The organism is Cohnella nanjingensis (assembly GCF_014212125.1).
In the GTDB taxonomy this organism is placed as follows: domain Bacteria; phylum Bacillota; class Bacilli; order Paenibacillales; family Paenibacillaceae; genus Cohnella; species Cohnella nanjingensis.
This window is the reverse complement of record NZ_JACJVP010000030.1, coordinates 207,343-229,954: the sequence shown is the minus strand read 5'-3', so window position 1 is coordinate 229,954 and position 22,612 is coordinate 207,343. Positions and strand designations below refer to the sequence as shown.

The 22,612-nt window shown below is 62.2% G+C and carries 18 protein-coding genes and 1 pseudogene; all 19 read left to right on the top strand.

All coding sequences use genetic code 11. The features are described 5' to 3' along the window. Positions 1-1,995, top strand: a 1,995-nt coding sequence (gene infB / locus H7C19_RS19485; RefSeq protein WP_185670713.1) for a translation initiation factor IF-2, incomplete at its 5' end; no start/stop codon positions are given. Positions 1,996-2,034: 39 nt separating this feature from the next. Next, positions 2,035-2,391 carry a 30S ribosome-binding factor RbfA gene (rbfA, locus tag H7C19_RS19480; RefSeq protein WP_185670712.1) on the top strand — a complete coding sequence of 119 codons (357 nt, stop codon included), beginning with the start codon at positions 2,035-2,037 and terminating at the stop codon, positions 2,389-2,391. Next, complete coding sequence (locus tag H7C19_RS19475; RefSeq protein ID WP_185670711.1) at positions 2,388-3,434, top strand: DHH family phosphoesterase; 1,047 nt, start codon at positions 2,388-2,390, stop codon at positions 3,432-3,434. The genes rbfA and H7C19_RS19475 overlap by 4 nt, the downstream gene beginning before the upstream one ends. Beyond that, the gene (gene truB, locus H7C19_RS19470; RefSeq protein WP_185670710.1) at positions 3,431-4,390 is read left to right on the top strand and encodes a tRNA pseudouridine(55) synthase TruB; all 960 of its coding nucleotides are present in this window, start codon (positions 3,431-3,433) and stop codon (positions 4,388-4,390) included. The genes H7C19_RS19475 and truB overlap by 4 nt, the downstream gene beginning before the upstream one ends. Positions 4,391-4,417: 27 nt before the next feature. After that, positions 4,418-5,392 (top strand): bifunctional riboflavin kinase/FAD synthetase, encoded by a 975-nt coding sequence (locus tag H7C19_RS19465; RefSeq protein WP_185670709.1) that lies wholly within the window; start codon positions 4,418-4,420, stop codon positions 5,390-5,392. Between the two features lie 172 nt (positions 5,393-5,564). After that, entirely contained in the window at positions 5,565-5,834 is a 270-nt protein-coding gene (rpsO, locus tag H7C19_RS19460) for a 30S ribosomal protein S15 (protein ID WP_185670708.1), read from the top strand. 195 nt (positions 5,835-6,029) lie between these two features. After that, complete coding sequence (gene pnp / locus H7C19_RS19455; RefSeq protein WP_185670707.1) at positions 6,030-8,132, top strand: polyribonucleotide nucleotidyltransferase; 2,103 nt, start codon at positions 6,030-6,032, stop codon at positions 8,130-8,132. 249 nt (positions 8,133-8,381) lie between these two features. After that, a complete protein-coding gene (locus tag H7C19_RS19450) occupies positions 8,382-9,431 on the top strand; it encodes a polysaccharide deacetylase family protein (RefSeq protein WP_246469605.1) in 1,050 nt (349 codons plus the stop codon). Positions 9,432-9,512: 81 nt separating this feature from the next. Continuing rightward, a complete protein-coding gene (locus H7C19_RS19445; protein WP_185670705.1) occupies positions 9,513-10,793 on the top strand; it encodes a M16 family metallopeptidase in 1,281 nt (426 codons plus the stop codon). Next, entirely contained in the window at positions 10,756-11,199 is a 444-nt protein-coding gene (dut, locus tag H7C19_RS19440; protein ID WP_185670704.1) for a dUTP diphosphatase, read from the top strand. Before H7C19_RS19445 ends, dut begins: the two co-directional genes overlap by 38 nt. Before the next feature lie 343 nt (positions 11,200-11,542). After that, positions 11,543-12,439: a dipicolinate synthase subunit DpsA gene (dpsA, locus tag H7C19_RS19435; RefSeq protein ID WP_185670703.1), complete on the top strand. Its 897-nt coding sequence runs from the start codon at positions 11,543-11,545 to the stop codon at positions 12,437-12,439. Next, entirely contained in the window at positions 12,436-13,032 is a 597-nt protein-coding gene (locus H7C19_RS19430; RefSeq protein ID WP_185670702.1) for a dipicolinate synthase subunit B, read from the top strand. The genes dpsA and H7C19_RS19430 overlap by 4 nt, the downstream gene beginning before the upstream one ends. Before the next feature lie 33 nt (positions 13,033-13,065). Further along, the gene (locus H7C19_RS19425; protein ID WP_185670701.1) at positions 13,066-14,106 is read left to right on the top strand and encodes an aspartate-semialdehyde dehydrogenase; all 1,041 of its coding nucleotides are present in this window, start codon (positions 13,066-13,068) and stop codon (positions 14,104-14,106) included. A gap of 90 nt (positions 14,107-14,196) precedes the next feature. Further along, positions 14,197-15,414 (top strand): annotated as a pseudogene (gene dapG / locus H7C19_RS19420) (aspartate kinase). A gap of 83 nt (positions 15,415-15,497) precedes the next feature. Continuing rightward, positions 15,498-16,373 (top strand): 4-hydroxy-tetrahydrodipicolinate synthase, encoded by an 876-nt coding sequence (gene dapA / locus H7C19_RS19415; RefSeq protein WP_185670700.1) that lies wholly within the window; start codon positions 15,498-15,500, stop codon positions 16,371-16,373. A gap of 231 nt (positions 16,374-16,604) precedes the next feature. Beyond that, a complete protein-coding gene (locus H7C19_RS19410; RefSeq protein WP_185670699.1) occupies positions 16,605-18,284 on the top strand; it encodes a ribonuclease J in 1,680 nt (559 codons plus the stop codon). A gap of 198 nt (positions 18,285-18,482) precedes the next feature. After that, a complete protein-coding gene (locus H7C19_RS19405) occupies positions 18,483-19,229 on the top strand; it encodes a ClpP family protease (RefSeq protein ID WP_185670698.1) in 747 nt (248 codons plus the stop codon). Continuing rightward, the gene (locus H7C19_RS19400) at positions 19,226-19,501 is read left to right on the top strand and encodes a YlzJ-like family protein (protein WP_185670697.1); all 276 of its coding nucleotides are present in this window, start codon (positions 19,226-19,228) and stop codon (positions 19,499-19,501) included. Before H7C19_RS19405 ends, H7C19_RS19400 begins: the two co-directional genes overlap by 4 nt. 67 nt (positions 19,502-19,568) lie before the next feature. Further along, positions 19,569-22,265, top strand: a complete 2,697-nt coding sequence (locus H7C19_RS19395; protein ID WP_376775385.1) for an FtsK/SpoIIIE family DNA translocase — start codon at positions 19,569-19,571, stop codon at positions 22,263-22,265. Positions 22,266-22,612: the final 347 nt, after the last annotated feature.

The window sequence follows — 22,612 nt, the reverse complement described above, 5'->3', positions numbered from 1 at the left end:
GGTCGCGGCGGCCAAGGCGGCGGCAGCCGTCCGGGCGGCGCGGGGCGCGGCGACAACCGCGGTTCCCGCGACAGCGACTTCAACCGCAACAACAATAGCGGGGCAGGCGCAGGCGCGAAACGCAAGGAGAACGATTTCGGCAGACGGTTCGACGAAGGCGGCAGAGGCGGCCCGCGCAAAGGCAAAGGCGGCAAAAACGGCAAAGGCCGGAGCAACCTGCCTCCGCGCGAGAAGATCGACAACACGCCGAAGAAGATTATCGTCCGCGGCGAGATGACGGTCGGCGACCTTGCCAAGCTGCTTCACAAGGATGCGGCCGAAGTCATCAAGAAGCTGTTCATGATGGGCGTCATGGCGACGATCAACCAAGATCTCGACATGGATACGATCCTGCTCGTCGCAGGCGAATTCAACGTCGAGACCGAGGTGAAGATCGTCGTCGAGGACACGAACTTCGAGACGATCGAGGAGAACGACGAAGAGGACGCGCTCATCAGCCGTCCGCCGGTCGTCACCATCATGGGCCACGTCGACCACGGCAAGACGACGCTGCTGGACGCGATTCGCGAGACGCAAGTCGCCAGCGGCGAAGCCGGCGGCATCACCCAGCACATCGGCGCTTATCAAGTCGAAGTGCACGGCAAGAAGATTACGTTCCTCGACACCCCGGGTCACGAAGCGTTCACGACGATGCGTGCCCGCGGCGCGCAGGTTACCGATATTACGATTCTGGTCGTCGCGGCCGACGACGGCGTCATGCCGCAGACGGTCGAAGCGATCAACCATGCCAAGGCCGCGAACGTACCGATCATCGTAGCGGTCAACAAGATCGACAAACCGGGCGCGAACCCGGACAAGGTGAAGCAAGAGCTGACCGAATACGGTCTCGTTCAGGAATCTTGGGGCGGCGATACGATCTTCGTGGAATTGTCCGCGAAGCAGCGTATCAACCTCGAAGGCTTGCTCGAGATGATCCTGCTCGTCTCCGAAGTGAACGACTATAAGGCGAACCCGGACAAACGGGCGCGCGGCACGGTCATCGAAGCCGAGCTGGACAAAGGCAAAGGACCGATCGCCCGCATCCTCGTGCAGAACGGTACGCTTAAAGTCGGCGACGCGTTCGTAGCGGGCGACTGCTTCGGCCGGATCCGCGCCATGACGAACGACCGCGGACGCCGTGTCAAGGAAGTCGGACCGTCCACGCCGGTCGAGATCACGGGCCTGACGGAAGTGCCGCAAGCCGGCGATCCGTTCATGGTGTTCGAAGACGAGCGCAAAGCGCGCGAGATCGCCGACAAGCGCTCCATCAAGACGCGTCAGGACACGATGAAGTCGAACCAGAAGGTGACGCTCGACGATCTGTTCAACAAGATCAAAGAGGGCGAGATCAAGGATCTCAACGTCATTCTCAAGGCCGACGTGCAAGGTTCGCTCGAAGCGCTCAAAGGCTCCTTGGAGAAGATCGACATCGAAGGCGTTCGCGTTAAGACGATTCACAGCGGCGTAGGCGCGATCACCGAGTCGGACATCTCGCTCGCCCTCGCTTCGGCGGCGATCGTCATCGGCTTCAACGTTCGTCCGGAACCGCGCGCAGCGGCGACGGCCGAGCAAGAGAAGGTCGACGTTCGCCTGCATCGCATCATCTACAAGGTCATCGAAGAGATCGAGCAAGCGATGAAGGGCATGCTGGATCCGGTCTTCAAAGAGAAGATCATCGGTCACGCGGAAGTGCGCGAGACGTTCAAGGTCAGCAAGGTCGGCACGATCGCGGGTTGCATGATCACGGACGGCAAGGTCGCGCGCAATGCCGAAGTGCGTCTCGTACGCGGCGGCGTCGTCGTCTTCGAAGGCAAGATCGATTCGCTCAAACGTTTTAAGGATGACGCGAAGGAAGTTTCGGAAGGCTACGAATGCGGCATCACGCTGGAGAAGTTCAACGATCTTCAGCAAGGCGACGTGCTCGAAGCGTTCATCATGGAGTCGGTGGAACGCTAATCCTTGCGTGACGTGTCAGCATAAACGAGGTGAACGGCAATGGCTAAATTCCGCGTCGGCCGGGTCGGCGAACAGATCAAGAAGGAGATCAGCTCTCTCATTCAGACGGAGTTGAAGGATCCCCGCATCGGATTCATCACGGTCACGGGCGTAGACGTGACGAACGATCTGTCGCTGGCTCGGGTATATCTGAGCATCCTCGGCAGCGAAGAACAGAAGGAAGCCACCTTGCACGCGCTCGGGAGAGCGAAGGGCTTCCTCCGCTCGGAGCTGGGCCGCCGGATGCGTCTGCGGCATACGCCGGAGATCGAATTCCGCTTTGACAGCTCGATTGAGTACGGCAGCCATATCGAAGCGCTGCTGCAAGAGATTAACCGGGGAGCTCCCAACGCATGAGCGCCTCGAACGGGAACGTCCCCGTAACGACGGCAGCGGGCGGCGGCGACGCCGCCCTCTCCTCGTGGGAGGAGCAGTTGGACAAAGCGGTCGCGTTCATTCGCGAACGCGACGATTTTCTGGTCGTCTCGCACGTCCAGCCGGACGGCGACGCGATCAGCTCGACCGTCGCGATCGGCTGGCTGCTCGAGAAGCTAGGCAAGACCTATGCTTTATACAATGATGGGCCGGCGCCTTCCCGCCTGCGATACCTGTGGGGGAGCGATCGCCTCCTCACGCTCGCGGCGGGCAAGCCCGACCGTACTTATCGATCGATCATCGCCGTAGACTGCGCGGACTTCGCCCGCGTCGGCGCCGCCAAGGAGCTGTTCGCGCCGGAAGCGGAGCTGCTCAACATCGACCATCATCCGACGAACGACGCCTTCGGCGCCGCGAATCTTCTCCGGTTCGACGCCGCCGCAACGGCCGAGATTCTATTCGAATTGCTCGAAGCGGCCCGGGTGCCGCTGGACGTCGACGTCGCGACCGCCATCTACACCGGCATGCTCACGGATACCGGCGGCTTCCGTTATGCGAATACGAGCCCCAAGGTGCTTGCCATCGCCTCCAAGCTCGTCGAGCTGGGCGTGGACGGCCCCGGACTCGCGGAGCAGCTGCTGGAGCGCATGACGATGGAGCAAATGTCGATGATCCAGCGGGCGCTCGCCCGGCTGACGTTCAGCGAAGACCAGCGGGTCGGCTGGCTCTGGGTCACGCCGGAGGACATGAGCGAGACCGGCGCCAAGAGCGAGGATCTTGAAGGACTCGTCAATTATCCGCGCAACATCGAGGGCGTAGAGGTAGGCATCCTGTTCAAGCAGCACGGCGACGATGCGGTCAAAGTCAGCATGCGCTCCGCCGGCCGCGTGAACGTGGCCGCCGTGGCGCAGCAATTCCAGGGCGGCGGGCACGTCCGGGCGGCGGGCTGCCGCGTAGCGGCGCCGCTCCCGGATGCGATCGCCCAAGTGGTCGAAGCGATCAGGAAGGCGTTGGATGCCGAATGAACAAGACGTTAACGGGCCCGACGCCCGAAGGCGTGCTGGCGGTCTGGAAGCCTGCGGGCTGGACCTCTCACGACGTCGTCGCCAAGGCGAGGCGCATCATCGGCGTGAAGCGGATCGGTCATACCGGAACGCTGGATCCGGCCGTCACCGGCGTTCTGCCGATCTGCGTCGGCCGGGCTACGCGGATGGTCGAGTACCTCCAAGAAATGCCCAAGACGTATGAAGCGACGCTCCGGTTCGGCATCGCCACCGATACGGAGGATCTGACCGGCCGGACGATCGAGGAGCGGGATGCCAGCCATCTCGACGAGTCGGCCATCCGGGCGGCGGTGCTTTCCTTCGTCGGCGATATCGAGCAGGTGCCGCCGATGGTGTCCTCCGTCAAGGTGGACGGCAAGCGATTGTACGAGCTCGCGCGCGAAGGCGTGACGATCGAGCGGAAGGCCCGGCCGGTGACGATACACGACATCCGGATCGCGCATATCGACGTCCAGAGCCCGCAGCCCGAAGTCCGCTTCGCCGTGCGCTGCTCCAAAGGCACCTACATCCGCACGCTCTGCGTCGATATCGGGCGCAAGCTGGGCGTGCCGGCGGCAATGGCGGAGCTTCGGCGAATCGAGAGTGCGGGTCTTGGACCCGACGACAGCTTGACTTTGGAGGCGCTGGCGGAGCTTGCGCAGCAGGGCGCGCTGGCGGACAAGTTCTTGCCGGCGGATACGCTGCTCGGCTTCATGCCGCGCACGGTCGGATCCGGCGACGCGCCGCTTCACGCCCTGCAAGGCAAGCCTATCCGATTCGCCGATCTGCAGCCGCGCCCGGATCGCGTCGGGCTGTGGCGGCTTTATCGGGAGGACGGCGCTTTCCTCGGGCTGTTCGACGCTGAATTGGAACGGGGCGTCCTACGCGCCGTCAAAGTATTCCATCCGGAAAACGGTCACGAGCAGGAAGACCGGTAGTCCGAAGAGTGCAGGGGGATACAGCAGGTGGAACGTTACGAATTATCGCATGCAATCGTATCGGGGCAGTCGGCGCTTGCGCCAGGCGCGATCAAGCCCGAAGGGCTGTCGCTCGCGATCGGCTTTTTTGACGGCGTACATCTCGGCCATGCCGAAGTTGTCAAGCGCGCCGTCTCGCTCGCGAAGCGCCAGGGATTGAAGCCGGCCGTGCTGACGTTCGACCCGCATCCGCGGACGATTCTCGGCCACGACGGCTATCATACCGTCCTGACGCCGCTCGACGACAAGCTCTCGCTGCTGGCGGAGCTCGGCATGGAGGTCGCCTACGTCGTCTCGTTCGATATGGGCTTCGCCGAAGTATCCGCGGAGCGGTTCGTGACCGAACTGCTCTTGCCGCTCGGCGTCAAGACGGCGGTCGTCGGCTTCGACTTCAAGTTCGGCCACCGCGGCCGCGGCAATGCCGAGCTGCTGCGGACGGCCGGCGGCGGGACGATCGACGTGCAAGTCGTCGAACCGGTATTCCAAGGCGGCGCCAAGGTGAGCAGCACGCGCATCCGCGAGATGCTCTCCGCCGGCCGCTGCGACGAAGCGGAGAAGCTGCTCGGCCGTCCTTACGCCATCACGGGCGTCGTCGTCCATGGCGACGCGCGCGGACGGCTGCTCGGATTCCCGACCGCCAACATGAAGCCGGATGTCCCTTACGTGCTGCCGCTGCACGGCGTCTATGCCGTGACGATCGACGGCGTCGACGGGGCTGCGGACACCCGTAAGGGCGTCATCAACGTCGGTCTTCGTCCGACCTTCGACGCGCCCGGCGGCGTACCGAAGCTGGAGACGCATCTGTTCGACTTCGACGGCGACCTGTACGGGCAGAATCTTACGGTCCGGTTCCGCAGCTTCCTGCGCCCGGAGACGAAGTTCGCTTCGTTCGACGAGCTGAAGGCGCAGATCGGCCGCGACGCCGAATCGGCGCGGGCGGCGCTCGCATCGGCGTCGCTCTAGAAGAACCGCGGGGATTGTGTACGCTAGCCTATCTATGCTATACTAGAACACGTTGCGAAGACGGCACGCGCCGATTCGCGGCGACATGAACCTTGGCTTGGCTCCGCGCACTCACCGGCGCCGGCTCGGCCAACGGCGATTCGTCAGATCACGATCATTGGAGGTGAATAGGATGGCATTGACACAAGAACGCAAACAAGAGTTGATCGAGCTGCACAAGACCCACGCAGCGGACACCGGATCCCCGGAAGTCCAAATCGCTATCCTCACGGAGAACATCAACAACTTGACGCAGCACTTCCGGGAGCACAAGAAAGACCACCACTCCCGCCGCGGTCTGCTCAAGATGGTCGGCCAACGCCGCAAGATGTTGGCGTACCTGAAGAATAAAGACGTAAAACGGTACAGCGCCTTGATCGAGAAGCTCGGCCTTCGCCGTTAATTCCGCACCACCGGAAAGCAACCTGGCCTTGCCGCACGGGAATGATCCCGACGGCACCGGGTTGCTTTTTTCCGTACTATCGCGAGACCCTGAATTTACCAATCGCCGCCGGATCGCTGCCTAAGCAAGCCGCAGGCAGGAAATAATGGGAATAGCGTCGAAAGTACATAAGTCCGAATAGAGGAGGGATTTCCAATGGAACATCGCGTTGAAATGCAATTGGGCGGCCGGCCGTTCGCGCTCGAGACCGGCAAGCTGGCGAAGCAAGCCAGCGGAGCCGTCGTCGTCCGCTACGGCGACACCGTCGTGCTGTCCACGGTTACCGCATCGCCGGGACCGAAAGATCTCGATTTTTTCCCGTTGACGGTCAACTATGAAGAGAAGCTGTATGCCGTCGGCAAGATCCCGGGCGGATTCATCAAGCGGGAAGGACGTCCGAGCGAGAAGGCCATCCTTGCCAGCCGTTTGACGGACCGCCCGATTCGCCCGCTGTTCCCGGAAGGGTTCCGCAACGACGTGCAGATCGTCAACCTGGTCATGAGCGTGGATCAAGACTGCTCTCCCGAGATCGCGGCCATGATCGGCACGTCGGCGGCGCTGTCCATCTCGAACGTACCGTTCAATGGACCGATCGGCGGCGTCATCGTAGGCCGAATCGACGGTCAATTCATCGTCAATCCGACGGTCGAGCAAGAAGAGAAGAGCGACATGTACGTCGTCGTCGCCGGTACGCGCGACGCGATCATGATGGTCGAGGCCGAAGCGGACGAAGTGCCGGAAGCCGACGTGCTGGAAGCGATCATGTTCGGTCATGACGAGATCAAGAAGATCGTCGACACGATTGACAAGCTCGTCGCGTCCGCCGGGCAGCCGAAGATGGAAGTGAAGCTGCACGCCGTTGACGAAGCCGTCGAGAGCGACGTCGTCGCCTTCGCGCAAGCGCGGCTGGTCGAAGCCGTCCGTATCGAAGAGAAGCATGCGCGCCAAGACGCGATCGACGCGATCAACGCGGAGACGGTCGAGCACTTCGCCTCCGCGTACGCGGACGCCCCGGAGAAGCTGGGCGACGTCAAGGAAGTGCTGTACGACATCGTGAAGAACGAAGTGCGCCGCTTGATCACGCACGACAAGATCCGTCCCGACGGACGGAAGCCCGAAGAGATCCGTCCGATCTCCGGCGACGTCTCGCTGCTGCCGCGCACGCACGGCTCCGGCCTCTTTACCCGCGGCCAGACCCAGGCGCTGAGCATCTGTACGCTCGGACCGCTGGGCGACGTTCAGATCCTCGACGGCATCGGCTTGGAGGAATCGAAGCGGTTCATGCACCACTACAACTTCCCGCCGTTCTCCGTCGGCGAAGCGCGTCCGCTTCGCGCGCCGGGACGCCGCGAGATCGGACACGGCGCGCTCGGCGAACGCGCGCTGCTGAAGGTCATTCCGCCCGAATCCGAGTTCCCGTACACGATTCGCCTCGTCTCCGAAGTGCTCGAGTCGAACGGTTCGACGTCCCAGGCGAGCATCTGCGCCAGCACGCTGGCCATGATGGACGCAGGGGTGCCGATCAAGGCGCCGGTCGCGGGCGTTGCGATGGGGCTCATCAAGGACGGCGATCAATTCACGATCCTGACCGACATCCAAGGCATGGAAGACCATCTCGGCGATATGGACTTCAAGGTGGCGGGAACCGCCAAAGGCGTCACGGCGATCCAGATGGACATCAAGATCGACGGCATCGACCGTTCGATTCTGACGCAGTCGCTCGACCAAGCCCGCGAAGGCCGCATGTTCATCCTCGGCAAGATGCTCGAAGTGATGGCCGAGCCGCGCAAGGAACTGAGCAAGTACGCGCCGAAAATCATCACGATGCACATCAACCCGGACAAGATCCGCGACGTCATCGGTTCCGGCGGCAAGATCATCAACAAGATCATCGAGGATACCGGCGTCAAGATCGACATCGAGCAGGACGGCACGGTCTATATCGCTTCCGCCGACGCGGTTGCGAACGAGAAAGCCCGCTCGATCATCGAAGGCATCGTACGCGAAGTCGTCGTAGGCGAGATCTACCTGGGCACCGTCAAGCGGATCGAGAAATTCGGCGCGTTCGTCGAGATTCTGCCGGGCAAGGACGGCTTGGTGCACATCTCCCAGCTCTCGAACGAGCGGGTCGCCAAAGTCGAGGACGTCGTCAAGATCGGCGATCAAATGCAAGTCAAGGTCACCGAGATCGACGCGATGGGCCGCGTCAACCTGTCCCGCAAGGTGCTGCTGAATCCGGAGCAGGTATCCACACAGTAAGCCGCTACACCCTTCATATCTTGATTTCTCAAAAGAGACCGATTTCGTCAGTCTCTTTTTTGTTTTGCCAAGCGAAACTTATACATTCTGATCCGTCGAAAACGCCATCCGCAACGACTTCTCCGAGAATGCCGGGGACTTGTACATAATCGGAGCGGTTTTGGCATAGGATGGAGGCGAGGCATCGATCGGACAAGGGAAGGCGAGGCTCGCTTGCGCGTTCCTGCCGGACCGCGGGCAAGATCGGAAATGAAGGGGTGGATCGGAGCGATGAACAAGGCGTCTCCCGCTCGGCTCGGGATTATGTTGGCCTTGCTCGCGGCCGTGCTGGCGGCAGGGCGATACGGTCCGCTGCACGACTATGTGCAAGCGGTCAAGAACGAAGGCTCGGCGGCCATTGCATTCGGGGAGACCGGCACGGCGGAGGCAACCGATCCGCTGCTCGCCTGGATCGCGGGCGCCGCCGACAAGCGGCGGATCGCCCCTGCGGATGCGGTCGTCGATCGCGTATGGAAAGCGATTCCGGGCTATAACGGCCGAGAAGCGGACATTCAGGCGACTTATGCGCGGGCGAAGGCGATGGGAATTCGCGTTGGCGGCGCCGAGGACGGCATCCCTTGGGTATACCGCGAATTGCCCCCCGAGGTCGGCCTCTCGGATCTGCCGCCTTCGCCCGTCTATCGCGGCAATCCGAACAAGCCGATGGTCGGGCTGATGATCAACGTGGCATGGGGAGACGAGTATCTCCGGGCGATGCTGGATACGCTCGACGAGGAGCGGACGAAGGCGACCTTTTTCCTCGACGGCAGTTGGCTGTCGAAGAACGCGGAGACGGCCAAGGAGATTCTCCGGCGCGGCCATGAGGTGTCCAATCATGCTTACACGCACAAAAATATGAGCACGCTGAGCGACGCGCGGCAACGGGAAGAGATCGTGCGCACGGAGACGCTGCTGAAGGACAAGCTGGGCGTCAGCAACAAGCTGTTCGCGCCGCCTTCCGGCGACTTCGACACGAGGACGGTCCGCATCGCCGCCGGTCTCGGACTGACGACGGTGCTGTGGACGCTGGACACGATCGATTGGAAGCTCCCGCCCGCGGACGGCGTCGTCGCCAAGGTGGCCGCGAACGCGAAGTCGGGCACCTTGATCCTGATGCATCCGACGCCGACCTCCAAAGCGGCGCTCAAAGGCATGATCCGGGCGATCCGGGCGAAGGGGCTGACGCCGGGCACGGTATCCGACACGCTCTCTCCGCGGCGGTTGGATGCCGCGCCGGCTCAGCCGGCCAAGCGAGGCTGAGCTTGGCGAGACTTGTCGTTCGGTTGAGTCGGGTGTCGATTTTTGGTATAGTGATATCATTCATCGCTAGGGGGAAATCGGTTGAATAAGTATACGCTGAAGAACGGATTGCGCGTGATGATCGAATCGATTCCGACATGCCGTTCGGTCTCGTTCGGCATCTGGGTAAAGACCGGTTCCCGCTACGAGTCGCCGGAAGACAACGGGATCTCTCACTTTATCGAGCATATGCTGTTCAAAGGAACGAAGCGCCACTCCGCGAAGGAGATCGCCGACCGCTTCGACGGCATCGGCGGGAACGTCAACGCGTTCACCTCCAAGGAATATACGTGCTATTACGCCAAGGTGCTGGATCAGCATCTGCCGATCGCGGTCGATATCCTCTCGGATATGTTCTTCGAATCGCAGTTGGCGGACGAAGAGCTGGCCAAGGAGAAGAACGTCATCCTTGAGGAAATCTCGATGTACGAGGATACGCCGGACGATACGGTGCACGATCTGGCCTCGAAGGCGGCTTACGGCGATCATCCGCTCGCCTATTCCATTCTCGGAACGGCGGAACGTCTCAACGCGATGGGGCCTCAGGACCTGCGCCGCTACATGTCCCGGCAGTACACGGTCGGCAACGTCGTCGTGAGCTTGGCGGGCAACGTGGGCGAAGAAGCGCTTGAACTGCTGGAGCGCCACTTCGGACGCTTCGACGTTCGCGCCGAAGCGTCGACGCTGGCGCGCCCGGTCTTCCGCTCGGACGCGCTCTTTCATCAGAAGAAGACCGAGCAGAACCATCTCTGCCTGACGTTCCCGGGCTGCTCGATCGGGGACCCGAAGATGTACGCGATGACGCTGCTGAACAACGCGATCGGAGGCGGCATGAGCTCCCGGCTGTTCCAGGAGATCCGCGAGAAGCGGGGACTCGCCTATTCCGTCTATTCGTACCACACGTCCTACGCAGACAGCGGCCTGTTCACGGTTTACGCCGGAACGGCGCCCAAGCAGACGCAGGACGTATACGACTTGACGATGGAGCTGCTCGGCGAGATCTCGGCCAAGGGATTGAGCGAAGCCGAGGTCAACCGCGGCAAGGAACAGCTGAAGGGGAACCTGATCCTCAGCCTCGAGAGCACGAGCAGCCGGATGAACCGGCTGGGCAAGAACGAGCTCATGCTCGGACGCCATCTCACGCTCGATCAGATGATCGAACGCATCGATGCGGTGACGATGGACGACGTGAACGAGATGATGGGACGCATCATGGGAGAAGCAAGCGCCGTCGCGTTGGTCGGCGGCAACGAGAAAGTGTTGTCCGGACTAGGGAGGGAATTCGTTGTATCCAGTTCAATTGAAGCGGCTGCCGGGGAATGAAGACGTAGCCCTTCCGAAGCAAATGTCCGAATGGGCGGCGGGGTTCGACCTGCATGCCGCCGTTTCGGAACCCGTGACGCTGGCGCCCGGCGCGCGGGCCTTGATCCCGACGGGATTCGCGATGGCGATGCCGCGGGAGCTCGAAGCGCAAGTTCGGCCGCGGAGCGGCCTGGCCTTCAAGCACGGCGTCACGTGCCTCAACACGCCGGGCACGATCGATGCGGATTACCGCGGCGAGGTGAAGGTGCTGCTCATCAATCTGGGGCAGGAGCCGTTCACGATCGAGCGCGGCGAGCGCATCGCGCAGATGGTCTTCCAGCGGGTCCCGCAGATCGCGCTCGAAGAGACGGACGAATTGCCGGACACGGTTCGCGGAGCGGGCGGGTTCGGACATACGGGCAAGTGAAGATACGCCTCTTGCGGCCTCGTGCCGGGGAGGCGTTTTTTTGATGAATGATGACCGTTAGGATTCAAACGAAGAGGAGAGAACCGCGGCCGGAGGAAGAAGCATTTGCGCAACGCCTCGCCTTCGTTTTCTAGGGTCATACAAGCGCTATATATAATAGAAGATTCGCGTCGGCCGACAACTTGCCGGGCGCCCCGCACCCGCCGATAGGCGATTGCATACGATAGGATATGCAAGGAGTAAGCTTTGCGGATCTTGTCGTGAGCGTCATCGTCCGACCGACCTTCGGAGGCGCGGTTCGGCGGTCATGCCCGCATACAAGTCGAAAGGAGGGAAGGCGTTTATGCTCACGGGTGTGCAGATCGTGCTTGCGGGCGGCGACGCGCGGCAGTTGGAGATCATCCGTCGGTTGACCGAGCTCGACGCGGCCGTTACGCTGATGGGGTTCGACCGGCTCGATACGCCGTATTCTGGCGTGGTGAAGGGCGAATGGACTCCCGAAGCGCTAAGTTCCGCGCACGCGCTTCTGTTGCCGGCGGTCGGGACGGAGGATGACGGGACGATCGCGGCGATCTTTACCGATCAAGAGTTGAAGTTCACCGAGGCTCATGCGGCCGCAATGCCCAAGACCTGCAAGATCTACACGGGGATGGCCAAACCTTACTTGCGGCGGCTGTGCGAAAAGTATCACCTCGGTTTGGTCGAACTGTTCGAGCGGGACGACGTGGCGATCTACAATTCGATCCCGACGGCCGAAGGCGCGCTTATGATGGCGATCCAGAACACGGACATTACCATTCACGGTTCGGTCTGCATGGTGCTCGGCTTGGGCCGTACCGGGCTGACGATGGCGAGGACCCTCCAAGGTCTAGGCGCCAAAGTGCTCGCCGGCGTCCGCCGGGAAGAGTCGTTCGCACGGTCTTACGAAATGGGTTTCGAGCCGTTTTATATAGCGGATATAGCGCGTCAGGCCGGGAATATCGACTTGATTTTTAATACAATTCCGAATATGATAGTCACAGCACAAGTGATCGCCCAACTCCCGCTGCGCGCGGTAATTATCGACCTGGCCTCGAAGCCGGGCGGCACGGACTTCCGCTTCGCCGAGAAGCGCGGCATCAAGGCGCTGCTCGCGCCCGGATTGCCCGGAATCGTCGCCCCCAAGACGGCAGGTCGAATCATCGCGAATAGTCTATCCCAGATGATTCTGGAAGACCACAAACGGGGGAATACGCCATGAATTGGCAGGGAATCACGGTCGGCTACGCGCTATCCGGCTCGCATTGTACGCTGCCGGAAGTCATGCCGCAGATCAAGCGCTTCGTCGAAGCCGGCGCGAATGTCGTCCCGGTCGCCAGTCAGTCGATCATGACGACGGATACCCGTTTCGGGGCGTCCGCGCACTGGCAATCCCAGTTGCGGGAGCTGACGGGCAACGAGATCATCAGCACGATCGTCGATGCGGAGCCGCTGGGCCCGTCGAAGAAGTTCGACGTGATGATCATCGCGCCCTGCACGGGCAACACGACCAGCAAGCTGGCGAACGCGATGACCGACGGACCGGTGCTGATGGCCGCCAAGGCGCAGATGCGCAACGGGCGTCCGCTCGTTCTCGCGATCTCGACGAACGACGGTCTCGGCCTGAACGCGGCCAACATCGCCAAGCTGCTCGTCGCGAAGAACATCTACTTCGTGCCGTTCGGCCAGGACAATCCGCAGGGCAAGCCGAATTCGCTGGTCGCGCGCATGGATTTGGCCCTGGAAGCTTGCGAGGCTGCGCTGCAGGGCGCTCAACTGCAACCGATGCTCATTGAGCGTTTCCAATACGCTTGAGATATTTTTGCCGCTATGAGGGGAGAAACCAACATGTCGACTCAACCGTTGTTTAACGTCGCCGTTGTGGGAGCAACAGGCGCCGTTGGGGAACAGATTCTAAAACAACTCGCAGAACGAAACTTCCCGATCGCGAAGTTGAAGCTTCTGTCCTCGGCGCGTTCCGCAGGGACGAAGATTGCGTTCAGAGGCGAGTCCTATACCGTAGAAGAAGCGAAGCCGGAGAGCTTCGAAGGCGTCCAGATCGCGCTGTTCAGCGCCGGCGGCGACGTCAGCAAAGCCTTGATCCCGCATGCGGTACGGCACGGCGCCGTCTGCATCGACAATACGAACGCCTACCGGATGGACCCGGAGACCCCGCTCGTCGTCCCGGAAGTGAACATCGACATGGTGAGCGAGCACAAGGGCATCATCGCGAACCCGAACTGCTCGACCATCCAGATGGTCGCGGCGCTGAAGCCGCTGTACGACCGCTACGGCATCTCCCGCATCATCGTCTCGACCTACCAGGCCGTATCCGGCGCGGGGGCGCGCGCGATCGACGAGATGCTGCGCCAATCCGGCGAAGTGCTCGCGGGCAACGATCCGAAGCCGGACATTCTGCCGGTCGGCTCGCTGCCGGTGAAGCACCAGATCGCGTTCAACGCGATCCCGCAGATCGACAAGTTCCAGGACAACGGCTTCACGCTCGAAGAGATGAAGATGATCCGCGAGACGAAGAAAATCATGAACGACGAGTCGCTCGAAGTGACGGCGACTTGCGTGCGGATTCCCGTCGTATACGGCCATTCGGAGTCGGTATACGTCGAATTGAAGCAGGACTTCGACGTCGCGGAGATCAAGTCGCTGCTGAGCGATTCGCCGGGCCTCGTCCTGGTGGACGATCCGGAGAACCAGCGCTATCCGCTGGCGACCGAAGCGGCCGGCAAGAACGAAGTGTTCGTCGGACGCGTGAGACGGGACCTCTCGAACCCGCGCGCTTTGAACCTGTGGATCGTATCGGATAACCTGCTGAAGGGCGCCGCCTGGAATGCCGTTCAGATCGCTGAGCACATTGCCCAGCGCCAACCCTAACATCCAACGTTATTCGCACCTGCGGACGCACTCCTTTCGTTCCTAACGGACAACAGTGCCAATCACTAGCGACGGGGGAAGGAACAAGCGATGATCACGGTGCAAAAATTCGGAGGGACGTCGTTGTCGGACGCGAGCGGTCGGCACCACGTCCTCCGTCATATTCGGCGGGAGCGCGATGCCGGCCGGTAGCTTGTCGTCGTCGTCTCCGCCATGGGCAGACGCGGCGAAGCGTACGCGACCGATACGCTGCTCGAATGGATCGTAGGCAACGGCAACGCGCTGCCGCCCAGAGAGAAGGATCTGCTGCTCAGCTGCGGGGAGTTAATCTCCGCGGCCACTTTGTGCAGTTTGTTGAATGAATCCGGCATGCCGAGCGTCGCTTTGACCGGCGGGCAAGCCGGGATCCTGACGGACGGCAAGTACGGCGCAGCCCGGATCGTCCGCGTCGACCCCGAGCGCGTCTCCGGCCATCTGCAGGAAGGCCGCATCGTCGTGGTCGCGGGCTTTCAAGGCATCACGGAGACGGGGGAGATCACGACGCTCGGCCGAGGCGGCAGCGACACCTCCGCCACGGCGCTGGGCGCCGCGCTGAACGCCTCCGTGGTGGATATTTATACCGACGTGGACGGCATCCTCACCGCCGACCCCCGGCTGGTCCGCGAAGCGCGCCAGCTCGCGGTCGTGAGCTACGAGGAGATCTGCAATATGGCGCACAACGGCGCCAAGGTTATCCATCCCCGTGCGGTCGAAGTCGCGATGAAGGCCGGCGTCCCAGTACGGGTGCGCTCGACGTTCTCCGACGGCGAAGGCACCCTCGTGACGCATGCCAACATCGCGCGCGGAGAGATCGGCTGGACCGACCGGACCGTGACCGGCCTGGCGCACGTCCGCGGCGTGACGCAGATCTCGGTCCAGACGCAGGACGGCCCGTCCGATCTGCAGCTTCGCGTCTTCCGGGCGATGGCGTCGAACGGGATCAGCGTCGACTTCATCAACGTGATGCCCGCCGGCGTACTGTACACGGTGACGGACGCCGACGCGCCGCTCGCGATTCATTTGCTCCGCGAGATGGGCTTCGCCCCGCGCGTGAACGGCGGCTGCGCGAAGGTATCGGTCATCGGCGGCGGCATGAACGGCGAACCCGGCGTCATGGCCCGCATCGTCGAGGCGCTCACGGGCTGCAACATCCCGATTCTGCAATCCGCGGATTCGAACACCACCATCTGGGTGCTGGTCTCCGAGCAAGATATGGCGCCGGCTTTGACGGCGCTGCACGCGGCCTTCGGGCTGCATCTCATCCCCTGACCGGCACGGACCGGCAGGGCACCCCGCAGAGCGAATCGCGTTCGACTTGCCATTCGCATTCGCATATTAGAGGAGGAAGGACTATGAGCTTCGGACGGTTGATTACGGCCATGGTAACCCCGTTCAACGAGGAACTGCAGATTGACTGGGACGTGACGGGACGACTCATCGACAGATTGATTGAGGAGCAGAAATCGGACAGCTTGGTGATCTGCGGTACGACGGGCGAATCGCCGACGCTGTCCGAATCGGAGAAGGAAGCGCTCTTCCGCTTCGCCGTCGAACGGGCCTCCGGACGGTGCAAGATCATCGCGGGCACGGGCAGCAACGACACGAACCATTCGATTCACTTGACCGCGATCGCGGAGCGGGCCGGCGTCGATGCCGTGCTGCTCGTCGCGCCGTACTACAACAAGCCGAACCAAGAGGGTCTGTACCGCCACTTCAAAGCGATCGCCGAATCGACGTCGCTGCCGGTCATGCTGTACAACGTCCCGGGTCGGACAGGCGTTAGCCTGTCGGTAGAGACGACCTTGCGCCTGGCGCAGCTGCCGAACGTCTTCGCGACGAAGGAATGCGCCTCCGTGGAGCAGATGACCGAGCTCGTCGGCAGCGCGCCGGAAGGCTTCCTGGTCTACAGCGGCGAGGACGGCGTGACGCTGCCCGCCTTGGCGGTCGGCGGTTACGGCATCGTCAGCGTGGCGAGCCACGTCGTCGGCGCGGAGATGAAGGCGATGATCGAAGCGTATCTGGACGGCCGGGTGGCCGAAGCCGCCCGCTTGAACGCCAAGCTGTATCCCGTGTTCAAAGGGCTGTTCCATTGTCCGCATCCGGTGCCGAATCCGGTCGCCGTGAAGGTCGCGCTCGCCCATCGGGATTTCCCCGTCGGCGGCGTGCGGCTGCCTTTGGTCGAAGCGACCGAGGCGGAATCCGCTTTCGTCCGGCAACTGCTCGGCTGATCCTTTTTTGGCGAACCGGGCGCCTCAAGCGCCTTCCAACCGATGCCCGCGGGCATCGGTTTTGTCGTTTCTGGAGAGAATATACGTAACAGAATGTCGCAATCCGACCGACTTGTATGGATGGATTGGCATCATGTATAATGAGGAAGAGTGATTGGGTGCGGCCAAAATTTGCAACTTGACAATTCCATATGGTAAGGGATCGTCGAACCATTGTAGGAGGTACTAGACTTGTCTAAGAAGAACAACCAAGACAAATTACTCATTTATGCGCTGGGTGGCGTCGGAGAGATCGGCAAAAATATGTACGTCATCCAATACGGGAACGACATCGTCGTCGTGGACGCCGGTCTGAAGTTCCCGGAAGAAGAAATGCTCGGCATCGACGTGGTCATCCCGGACGTCACGTATTTGACGGAGAATCGTGAAAAAGTCCGCGGCATTCTCGTGACGCACGGTCACGAAGACCACATCGGCGGCTTGCCGTACGTGCTGAAGCAGCTGAACGTCCCGATCTACGGAACGAAGCTGACGCTCGGCCTGATCGAGAACAAGCTCAAGGAAGCGGGATTGCTCGGCGATACGAAACGTATTCTGATCAACGCGGATTCGGAAGTTCAGATGGGCGCGATCAAAGCAAGCTTCTTCCGCACGAACCACAGCATTCCCGATTCGGTCGGGGTTTGCCTGGAGACGCCGGAAGGCGTAGTCGTCCATACGGGCGACTTCAAGTTCGATCATACCCCTGTGAACGACCAATACGCGGACCTGCAGCGGATGGCCGAGATCGGCAGCCGCGGCGTGCTGGCTCTGCTGTCGGATAGCACGAATGCGGAACGCCCGGGCTTCACGCCGTCGGAGAGCAATATCGGCCGCGAGTTCGAGGAGATCTTCCGCCGCGCGAAGCAGCGCGTCGTCGTGGCGACGTTCGCTTCGAACGTGCACCGGATTCAACAGGTGATCAACGCGGCCGTCGAGACGCGCCGCAAGATGACGGTCATCGGCCGGAGCATGGTGAACATCGTCACCATCGCGTCCGAGCTCGGTTACTTGAACATTCCGGAAGGCATGCTCATCGAACCGGAGGAAGTGAACAAGCTGCCGGCGGATCGCGTCGTCATCCTGTCCACGGGCAGCCAAGGCGAGCCGATGTCGGCGTTGACCCGCATGGCGCGTTCTACGCACCGCAAAGTCGATATCCTGCCGGGCGATACGGTCGTCATCTCCGCGACGCCGATTCCGGGCAACGAGAAGTATGTCGGCCGTACGGTTGACGAATTGATGCGCCTCGGCGCGCACGTCATCTACGGTCCGGGCTCCGTCTCCGGCGTTCACGTCTCCGGCCACGGCAGCCAGGAAGAGCTGAAGCTCATGCTGAACCTGATCCGCCCGCAGTACTTCATCCCGATTCACGGCGAATATCGGATGCTGCGTCACCACGCGCTGCTCGCCGAGTCGGTCGGGATCGACAAGGAGAACATTTTCCTCTGCGACATTGGCGATGTCGTGGAATTCCAGAACGGCACGGCGCGCAAGTCCGGCAAGATTCCGTCCGGCAACGTGCTGATCGACGGACTGGGGGTCGGCGACGTCGGCAACATCGTGCTTCGCGACCGCAAGCTCCTATCCCAAGACGGCATCCTGGTCGTCGTCGTCACGCTGTCGAAGCAGGACGGGACGATTCTGTCCGGACCGGACATCATCTCCCGCGGCTTCGTCTACGTTCGCGAATCGGAGGGGCTGCTCGAAGAAGCGAACCGGATCGTAACCGGCACGCTGCAGAAGCTCATGAACGAGAACGTGAACGAGTGGGCTTCGCTGAAGACGAACGTGAAGGACGCGCTCGGCCGTTTCCTGTACGAACAAACGAGAAGAAGACCGATGATCCTGCCGATCATCATGGAAGTATAACGGCACTGCCGGCAATATCCCACACCACACACTCAATCGAAGACCGCCCGCCTCGCCCCCAGCGAGGTCAGGGCGGTCTTCGGCATGCAGGCGAAAGGCAGGACGAAGGTTGGCGACCTGTGGCCGAACCGCATATTTGCCGGGAGGGGGCCCATACTATGTCAAGCGATCGACGATCGAAGCGGAGGAGGAACCCCCATGAACGACAAGGACTATCCCGCCACGGCGGAGCAGCCGGCCCCGTCCGAGGAGGCGCGCAAGCAGTCTCCAGCCGAGAATCTGGTACAGCTCGGGCAGATCACCATTCCCCCGGCCGAATCGAATATTTTCTGCATGACCATCATCGGCCAAGTCGAAGGCCACATTATGCTGCCCCCTCAGAACAAGACCACGAAGTACGAGCACGTTATTCCGCAGCTCGTCGCAGCGGAGCAGAATCCGAAGATCGAAGGTCTCCTCATCGTCTTGAACACGGTCGGAGGCGATGTCGAGGCGGGTCTCGCGATCGCGGAGATGATCTCCTCGCTGTCCAAGCCGAAGGTGACGGTCGTGCTCGGCGGCGGCCATTCGATCGGCGTGCCGATCGCCGTATCGGCCGACTATACGTTTATCGCGGAGACCGCGACGATGACGATCCACCCGATCCGGATGAACGGGCTCGTGATCGGCGTGCCGCAGACGTTCGAATATTTGGAGAAAATGCAGGAACGCGTCGTCCGCTTCGTCACCCGGCACTCGAAGGTCCAGGATCAGACGTTCAAAGATCTCATGTTCAAGACCGGCGAGCTGACGCGGGATATCGGCACGACCGTCATCGGTCAGGACGCCGTGCGCTATGGGTTGATCGACGCGATCGGCGGCATCGGCGAAGCGCTGCGCGAGTTGAATCGCCGCATCTCGGAGCGCAAGGTTGCGAACGCCGGGGAAGGAGCGGCGGTACAATGACCCTCTATACGACGATGCCATTGGAGATTGTGATGGAAGGCTGGAGCGAGGATCCGCCGCCGATGCTGGAGCTGACCTTCGGCGAGACGCGTCTCTTGCTGGCGCCGGTCGCGCCGGGGGTGGGACGCATCGTCCGGCTCGTCGCCGCGCCGCTGGATCACTATCTGCGCCCGGAATACGCGCCAGGGCAATTGATCTGCTTCGGCGACGGCGGCAGCGTTCGACAGATGTCGTTCGATACGCAGCCGGGGATCGGCATCTCGGACTGGTAATGCCTACGCGGCGCTCATGTAAACCCGGGACAACTATGGTATAATGTTGATCCGGGAGGTGGCAAAATTGGCCAAACGCAAGCGCCGCAAGGCCTCGCTTGGAGCAAGCCTCAAATACGAAATCTACGGCATCCTGCTTATCACCCTCTCCGTCATCGCGATGTATGGAGAAGCTGCGGGCGGCCGTTCGCTCTCTAAACTGTTCGGATATACGCTCGGCAAGTTTTATTTCCTGCTGCCGATCGCCGGCATCTGGCTCGGCCTTCACGTCATGATCCGGCGCGCTTGGCCGCGCGGGTGGACGAGCCGCCGGAGCGGCTTCGTGCTGATCTGCTGCGGGATGACCTTGCTCAGCGCGATGACCTTCATCGACGCGAGACTCGACCCGGTGGGGGCGCTCGGCCCTTCGGAGATTTTCCGCCAGACGACCCACCAGTTGTACGAGCAGCTATGGCAGGGACCGATCGAGCCGGACGTCCGCGTCTGGGAGAAGGATATCGGAGGCGGGCTGCTGGGCGCGCTGCAGTATTCGGTCTTCTTCTGGCTGTTCGGCTACTACGGCGCGAAGTTCGTGCTGCTGATCGAATTCGTCATCGCCCTGATGCTCGTCACGAACCGCTCTTACGTGGATATGCTGCGCAGCGTGCGGACGTTCGTCCGACGCGTCGCGCCGCTCATCTTCAACCGCCTCTCGAACGGCCGCAAGCTCGTTGCCGCGAAGGCGGTACCCGTGCGCGGAGCGAAGAAGGCCGTGCCCGTCGCGGCGATGGCGGCGATCCCGGACGACGACCCGCAGGACGAACGTCCCGCGCAGGCCGAGTCGCGGCGCAAGCCGTACTTCTTCCAACTGTTCCACGGCAAGCCGGAAGGGCAGCAGCCGTACCCCGAGCAGGAGGAAGAGGACGAGCCGATACTCTATTCGTCCGGCGGTCCGGCCGTCCATATCGGAACCCGGAACGGGAAGCCGGCCTCGCGGACGGAGAAGGCCGCCGCCGCGTCGATCGCCAAAGCGGCCGAGGAGGAGCCGGCGCTCGTCGGGTTTACGCCTCCCGAGCCGGAGGACGATGGCCCGCGCTTCCACGACTTCGAGGCGTCCGTGTCCTCGTTCGCCGCGGAGACGCCGTGGGAGCCGGACGACGCATCCGACGCGGAAGCGAAAGATCGCATGCATCCTACGCTCGCATCCTTCGCCATGCCGGACGACGATCAGCTCGTTCAGCAGAAGCTGTTCGCCGAGGAAGGCGAAGCTGACGGGTCCGAGGCCGCCGCGCCCGAGGCATCGGCTGCAGGATCGGGAGCGGCGCCATCCGCGCCGCACGTCGTACATAAGCCGCGGCGCGTCTACAAGATGCCGTCGCTCAATCTGCTCGGCAAGCCGCAGGGCGCGGGCAAAGGCGGTTCCGGCGCGGACGGACGCGAGGTCGCCCGCAAGCTGGAGGCGACCCTCGAGAGCTTCGGCGTCCGGGCGAAGGTGCTGGACGTCGCGCGGGGACCGGCGGTTACGCGTTACGAGCTGCAGCCGGACGTCGGCGTGAAGGTGAGCCGCATCGTCAGCCTGACCGACGACATCGCGCTTGCGCTGGCGGCGAAGGACATTCGGATGGAGGCCCCGATCCCGGGCAAGTCCGCGATCGGCATCGAAGTGCCGAACGCGGAGGTCAGCGTCGTCACGCTGCGCGAGGTGCTGGAGACGACGACGTTCCAGGAGGCGCCGAGCAAGCTGACGATCGCGTTCGGGCGGGATATTTCCGGCCAGCCGATCGTCGGCAACCTGGCGCGGATGCCGCATATGCTCGTCGCAGGCGCGACGGGGTCGGGCAAGTCGGTCTGCATCAACGGCATCATCACGAGCCTGCTCTACAAGGCGAAGCCGGATGAAGTCAAGTTCCTCATGATCGACCCGAAGATGGTCGAGCTGAACGTGTACAACGGCATTCCGCATCTGCTGGCGCCGGTCGTCACCGATCCGCGGCGCGCCTCGCTCGCGCTGAAGAAGATCGTCGTGGAGATGGAGAAGCGCTATGAGAAATTCTCCAAGTCCGGCACGCGCAACATCGAAGGCTACAATACGCTCATGCTGAGCGGGGACAACCCGGACGGCGTGCTGCCCTACATCGTGGTCATCGTCGACGAGCTCGCCGACCTCATGATGGTCGCGGCCGGCGACGTCGAGGATGCGATCTGCCGCCTCGCCCAGATGGCGCGGGCGGCGGGCATCCACTTGATCATCGCGACGCAGCGTCCGTCCGTCGACGTCATCACCGGCGTCATCAAGGCGAACATTCCGAGCCGAATCGCCTTCGGCGTGTCGTCGCAGGTCGACTCCCGCACCATTCTCGACATGGTCGGCGCGGAGAAGCTGCTAGGCCGCGGGGATATGCTGTTCCTCCCGATGGGCGCTTCCAAGCCGATCCGCGTGCAGGGCGCGTTCCTGTCGGACAATGAGGTCGAAGCCGTCGTCGCCTATGCCAGCGGGCAAGGCGACGCCGAGTACAATGAGGATCTCGTGCCCGAAGTGGAGGAGTCCGACGGAGAAGGCGCAGAGGAACTGCTCGACGAGTTGTTCGATCAAGCCGTCGGCATCGTGCTCGAGGCCAAGCAGGCGTCCGTGTCGCTCCTGCAGCGGCGGATGCGCATCGGCTATACGCGCGCGGCCCGGCTGATCGATTCGATGGAAGCCCGGAGCATCGTCGGACCGTACGAAGGCAGCAAGCCGCGCGAGGTGCTGGTCACGCTGGAGCAATACCAACAGCGCTCCTCCTGATCGACGCCGAGGGGGAGCAGATGAACCGAAGCGCTTGAACCGAACCGCTTGAACCGCCGTTACCGGCGGTTTTTTCTTTGTCATCCAGCAGGGATGCGCTTTGCGCTCAGCCGTTACTGCATCGCCTCCGATCCTCGCGCGACGCCCTCTTTCCAATGAAGTCGAAGCCGTTACGGCTTGTTTGTCCGCCTGAATCGATAGCCGCGACCGGAGGCGGCTCGGCCCGCCGCATGCGACGTTCGAGCCTCCTTTCCGGGGCGCGCCGTCTTTCCTCTTCTCATAATGAATAGCAGAGCTGGGCCTTTCTCATACTAATCATCGAGCAAAGACCACCTGCAACGCAAAAT

Coding starts and splice junctions, on each gene's coding strand:
- truB (WP_185670710.1), top strand. CDS start 3,431: ATGAACAAGACGTTAACGGGCCCGACGCCCGAAGGCGTGCTGGCGGTC.
- H7C19_RS19475 (WP_185670711.1), top strand. CDS start 2,388: ATGAGCGCCTCGAACGGGAACGTCCCCGTAACGACGGCAGCGGGCGGC.
- H7C19_RS19405 (WP_185670698.1), top strand. CDS start 18,483: ATGAACGACAAGGACTATCCCGCCACGGCGGAGCAGCCGGCCCCGTCC.
- rpsO (WP_185670708.1), top strand. CDS start 5,565: ATGGCATTGACACAAGAACGCAAACAAGAGTTGATCGAGCTGCACAAG.
- pnp (WP_185670707.1), top strand. CDS start 6,030: ATGGAACATCGCGTTGAAATGCAATTGGGCGGCCGGCCGTTCGCGCTC.
- H7C19_RS19425 (WP_185670701.1), top strand. CDS start 13,066: ATGTCGACTCAACCGTTGTTTAACGTCGCCGTTGTGGGAGCAACAGGC.
- H7C19_RS19430 (WP_185670702.1), top strand. CDS start 12,436: ATGAATTGGCAGGGAATCACGGTCGGCTACGCGCTATCCGGCTCGCAT.
- rbfA (WP_185670712.1), top strand. CDS start 2,035: ATGGCTAAATTCCGCGTCGGCCGGGTCGGCGAACAGATCAAGAAGGAG.
- H7C19_RS19450 (WP_246469605.1), top strand. CDS start 8,382: ATGAAGGGGTGGATCGGAGCGATGAACAAGGCGTCTCCCGCTCGGCTC.
- dpsA (WP_185670703.1), top strand. CDS start 11,543: ATGCTCACGGGTGTGCAGATCGTGCTTGCGGGCGGCGACGCGCGGCAG.
- dapA (WP_185670700.1), top strand. CDS start 15,498: ATGAGCTTCGGACGGTTGATTACGGCCATGGTAACCCCGTTCAACGAG.
- H7C19_RS19400 (WP_185670697.1), top strand. CDS start 19,226: ATGACCCTCTATACGACGATGCCATTGGAGATTGTGATGGAAGGCTGG.